The sequence below is a fragment of the Candidatus Planktophila sp. genome (genome assembly GCF_046070465.1).
In the GTDB taxonomy this organism is placed as follows: Bacteria; Actinomycetota; Actinomycetes; order Nanopelagicales; family Nanopelagicaceae; genus Planktophila.
In genome coordinates this window covers 1-4,608 of sequence record NZ_JBJTMK010000130.1, presented here as the reverse complement: position 1 = coordinate 4,608, position 4,608 = coordinate 1, and the positions used below count along the sequence as shown (strand labels likewise).

General features: G+C 49.0%; 5 protein-coding genes. 3 read left to right on the top strand and 2 right to left on the bottom strand.

The genetic code is table 11. From position 1 onward, the window contains the following. A partial coding sequence (locus ACKOVI_RS05985) for an ABC transporter ATP-binding protein C-terminal domain-containing protein (protein ID WP_509603184.1) occupies positions 1-210 on the top strand: 210 nt, incomplete at its 5' end. Continuing rightward, positions 200-919, top strand: coding sequence for an ABC transporter ATP-binding protein (locus tag ACKOVI_RS05980; protein WP_509603183.1), 720 nt, complete (start codon positions 200-202; stop codon positions 917-919). The genes ACKOVI_RS05985 and ACKOVI_RS05980, both read left to right, overlap by 11 nt. Before the next feature lie 5 nt (positions 920-924). On the opposite strand, the gene ACKOVI_RS05975 is transcribed toward ACKOVI_RS05980, so the two are convergent. After that, positions 925-1,335, bottom strand: a complete 411-nt coding sequence (locus ACKOVI_RS05975; RefSeq protein ID WP_509603182.1) for a PaaI family thioesterase — start codon at positions 1,333-1,335, stop codon at positions 925-927. Between the two features lie 37 nt (positions 1,336-1,372). Here ACKOVI_RS05975 and polA point away from each other — a divergent pair, with 37 nt between their 5' ends. Next, positions 1,373-3,991, top strand: a complete 2,619-nt coding sequence (gene polA / locus ACKOVI_RS05970) for a DNA polymerase I (RefSeq protein ID WP_509603181.1) — start codon at positions 1,373-1,375, stop codon at positions 3,989-3,991. Here the strand turns inward: polA and ACKOVI_RS05965 are convergent. After that, positions 3,985-4,608 (bottom strand): MFS transporter (locus tag ACKOVI_RS05965; RefSeq protein ID WP_509603180.1); only part of this gene is annotated, 624 nt, incomplete at its 5' end. The genes polA and ACKOVI_RS05965 overlap by 7 nt on opposite strands.

Genomic DNA, 4,608 nt, shown 5'->3' with positions numbered 1-4,608 from the left:
GTTGCACTTGCAGAGACAATTAAGAAGATTCGCGATGCTGGATACACAGTCCTTCTGATCGAACACGATATGTCACTGATCATGGGAATCTCTGATCGCGTTGTCGTTATCGACTTCGGCCAGAAGATTGCAGATGATCTTCCATCAGTAGTTCAAAACGACCCTCGTGTGATCGAGGCTTACCTAGGAGCACCTGCAGATGCGTCTTGAAATTAAGGATCTCCACGTTCACTACGGCAAGATTGAAGCAATCAAGGGCGTTTCAATCGTTGTTAACGAAGGTGAAATCGTCACTCTTATCGGTGCCAATGGCGCAGGTAAGACAACAATGTTGAAGACCATCTCTGGCCTTCGTCCCGTCTCAAGCGGCCAGATTCTCTTTGATGGCAAAGATATTTCAAAGATGCCAGCTCACGAACGAGTAGATCTTGGTCTATCTCAAGCTCCTGAAGGCCGCGGAATCTTTCCTGGCATGACAGTGCTTGAAAACCTTGAGATGGGTAAGTACCACCGCAAGGATCGTAAATCAGAGATGAAGGAAGATCTTGAAAAGGTCTACCACCTCTTTCCGCGTCTCCTTGAGCGCATCAACCAAGCTGGAGGAACTCTCTCTGGTGGCGAGCAGCAGATGCTTGCAATTGGTCGCGCATTGATGGCACGTCCAAAGGTTCTCTTGCTTGATGAGCCTTCAATGGGTCTTGCGCCTTTGATGATTGCAAATATCTTCCGCATCATCACTGAGATTAATAATCTCGGAACAACAATTCTTCTCGTAGAACAGAATGCGCAGCAGGCACTACAGCGTGCACACCGCGCATATGTTCTTGAGACAGGAAATGTTGTAAAGGAAGCTAAGGCTTCAGATCTCCTTAATGATCCAGCAGTTCGAGCTGCATACCTTGGAGTCGGAGCTCACTGAGTACATTACTTCTCTGCGAGAATTAAGCAGGTGATACGGGCAGTGCATGTGCGCTGCCCGTCTTCATTGGTGATTGCAATATCGTACGAGCAGAGTGTTCTTCCAAGGCTAATTGCCGTTGCAACCCCTGTGACATAGCCAGATTTTGCTGACTTATGATGCGTTGCATTGATATCAACACCGACAATCATCCGATCGGGGCCTGCATGCAAGGCCGTTCCTATCGAACCAAGTGATTCTGCGAGAACAACGTTGGCGCCACCATGGAGCAATCCGATAGGTTGAGTATTTCCCTCAACAGGCATACGTCCAACGAGGCGCTGAGGAGAAGCTTCAAGGATTTCAATCCCCATCTTCTGATCAAGGAGACCAGAGCCGCGCTCTTTGAGAATTGCTAAGTAATCAGGTTGCGTCATAGTTCGAAATCTTAACTTGTTACATAGGATGTCCGCCATGAGCAGCGCGAAGAAACTCTTATTAATTGATGGCCATTCGATGGCGTATCGCGCTTTCTATGCGTTGCCAGTCGAAAACTTCACAACAGCTATGGGTCAGCACACCAATGCAATCTATGGCTTTGCGACGATGCTGATCTCTCTCATCAAAGAAGAGAAACCCACCCATGTTGCCGTTGCCTTCGATGTGTCTCGCAAGACTTTCCGTGCCGACATCTTCCCTGAGTACAAAGCCAATCGAGCATCGACACCTGATGAATTTAGATCACAAATGTCATACCTTCATGAATTTGTTGAAGGCTGCGGCATCCAGCACTTTCAACTGGAAGGTTATGAGGCAGATGACCTGATTGCCACCATGGCTAAGAAGGCAGAGAAAGAGGGCTTTGATGTTTTGATTTGTACCGGCGACCGCGACAGTTTCCAGCTCGTTAATGAGAAGACAACGGTTTTATATCCCAAGCGAGGCGTCAGCGAGATGGCACGCATGACACCTGATGCTGTCATTGAAAAGTACGGTATGACCCCAGCTCAGTATCCGGATTTTGCCGCACTTCGCGGAGACCCCAGCGATAACTTGCCATCTATTCCTGGAGTTGGCGAGAAGACCGCCGCCAAGTGGGTCGTCGAATACGAATCACTTACCGAATTGCTGCAAGAGGTCGATAAGGTCGGTGGCAAAGTCGGTCAGGCTCTTCGTGACAATATCGATAACGTTATTCGCAACCGCGAGCTCACGCAATTAGTACACGATGCGCCATTTGCCTTCGCACTCGATGATATGGAGTGGAAGGGTATTGATCTCGAGAAGATTGACCCGCTTCTCACAACCCTTGAATTCAAAACTTTGAAAGACCGCTTGAAGCCAATTGCCGCTGCGGCTTCTGGGCCCGCCAAGGGAAAGAAGTCACCTGCCAGTGAACTCCAGGGCGATCTCTTTGGCGCACCAGTAAAAGCTGACTTCGTTTCAGCAAAGGAAGCTGCCAAGAAAATCTCTTCACATAAGGGCGAGATCGCACTCGCATTTGAACTTAATAATCAATCTGTTGATGAGAAGCTTCTACGTTATGCAGTTGCGCTCAACGCCACAGATGTATTCCTTGTTGAAGGTTCAACGCTAGGGGATTGGGCTACAGATACCTCCATCGGCAAGATCGTTTACGATGGAAAGTCGCTCGCGCGGCTACAGCCACTGACTGGAATTTCTTTTGATATCGACTTAGCCGCCTACCTAGTTAATCCGGGCGTCCGCGCATCCTCTATTACCGATGTTGCAGATAAATGGGGCGTTTCACTTGACATTTCGACACCCGAAAACCTGCTTGCCTCACAAGCTGCTGCCTACTTTGGAATGAAGAAGAATCTTGAGGTAGAGCTGGCAGAGCGAGGACTGACCGATCTCTTCACCCAGCTCGAACTACCAGTCGCTGAACTCTTGGCGACTATGGAAAATCGTGGCGTAGCTGTTGATTCCAAAGAGCTTAAGCGACTGTTGGAACTCTTTGAAAAGGAAGTTGCAGAAGAGACTGCAAAGGCTCATGCATCTGTGGGGCACGAATTTAACGTTGCCTCGCCAAAGCAGCTTCAAGTTGTTCTCTTTGACGAACTCGGCCTTCCTAAGACTAAGAAAATCAAGACTGGCTTTACTACTGATGCAGATGCACTTGCATGGTTATTTGAGAAGACTGCGCATCCAGTGCTCGCCTCTCTATTGCGGATCCGCGAAGTGAAGAAGCTTGCAACCACCATTGATGGGCTAATTGCAGAGATTGCCGACGATGGTCGCATTCATACTCACTTCGCTCAGACGGTTGCTGCTACTGGTCGTCTTTCATCCGTTGGGCCGAATTTGCAAAATATTCCAGTGCGTACAGAAGATGGACGTAAGATTCGTGCGACTTTTATAGCAGGTAAGGGATATGACGCGCTCCTGACTGCTGACTATAGCCAGATTGAAATGCGCATCATGGCCCACCTGTCACATGATGCAAACCTCATCAAGGCATTTGAATCCGGTGAAGACCTTCATGCATCTATTGCTGGTGAAGTATTTGGTGTTAAGCCAACTGACGTTGATCCCGAGATGCGTCGCCAAATTAAAGCGATGTCTTATGGTCTGGCATATGGCTTAAGTTCATACGGCCTTGCAGCCCAACTCGATCTCTCACCTCGAGAGGCACAAGATTTGATGGATCGATACTTTGAACGTTTCGGCGGAATTCGCGATTACCTCAACACCGTGGTGGAGGAAGCTCGAAAGGTCGGATATACCGAAACCGTTATGGGGCGTCGTCGTTATCTACCCGATCTGATGAGCGACAACCGCCAACGCAGAGAAATTGCCGAACGCATGGCTCTCAATGCTCCTATCCAAGGATCTGCTGCCGACATCATCAAGCTTGCTATGCTCAATGTTCAGAGCGAGCTGCTGAAAGGTGGCTTTACTTCACGCCTCCTGTTGCAAGTTCACGATGAATTGATTCTCGAGGTTATTGATAAGGAAGTTGATGCAGTAACCGAGCTAGTTCGCCGCGAGATGGGCAACGCCTTCCCGCTCAAGGCTCCGTTGAATGTCGGTATCGGAGTAGGCAAGAACTGGAATGTCGCGGCTCACTGATTAGTCGTTGCGTTATCTTTCATTGCAGCAAGATCTTCTTCGGGTGTTGGTAATTTATTTGCAGCTGCGAGGCGACCACGGCCAATCGTTAATATGGTGAAACCAATGCCGATGCAGATGGTTGTAATGCTCATGCCAAGGCTCGGGGAGAACTTCTCTGAGATCCATCCACCCGATGCTGAACCGATGGACATTAAAGTTCCCTCAATAGTCCAGAGCCAGCCCATCATTCCTGACGGCGAACCTTGTGGGCGTACCGCTTCCATAACCTCCCAATAGAAAACTTGGATTGCTCCACCGACAAGACCGAGAAGAGCTCCACCAATGACGAGAGACCAATCTGGGTATGTGAATGCAAGAGGGAGGGAGACGATAAACCAGGCGAAGTAAGTCTTACGAAGCGCACCAAGAGGGGTCGTCTTCTTTGATACTAGACCGCCCAAGAGTCCGCCAATGATGTTAGAGACTCCCATAGCAGTGAAGATCCAGGCAGTGCGATGAGGTACACCTTCAAGCTTTGCAAATGCAGGGACTGCAACATCAAAGATTCCCCAACCAAAACCAATAAAACATCCTTCAACGACAAGAAGTTGAAGTGGCTTATGTCGCCACATAGG

Excerpts from the sequence above, each read along its gene's own strand:
- polA (WP_509603181.1), top strand. The coding sequence starts at position 1,373 with ATGAGCAGCGCGAAGAAACTCTTATTAATTGATGGCCATTCGATGGCG.
- ACKOVI_RS05980 (WP_509603183.1), top strand. The coding sequence starts at position 200 with ATGCGTCTTGAAATTAAGGATCTCCACGTTCACTACGGCAAGATTGAA.
- ACKOVI_RS05975 (WP_509603182.1), bottom strand. The coding sequence starts at position 1,335 with ATGACGCAACCTGATTACTTAGCAATTCTCAAAGAGCGCGGCTCTGGT.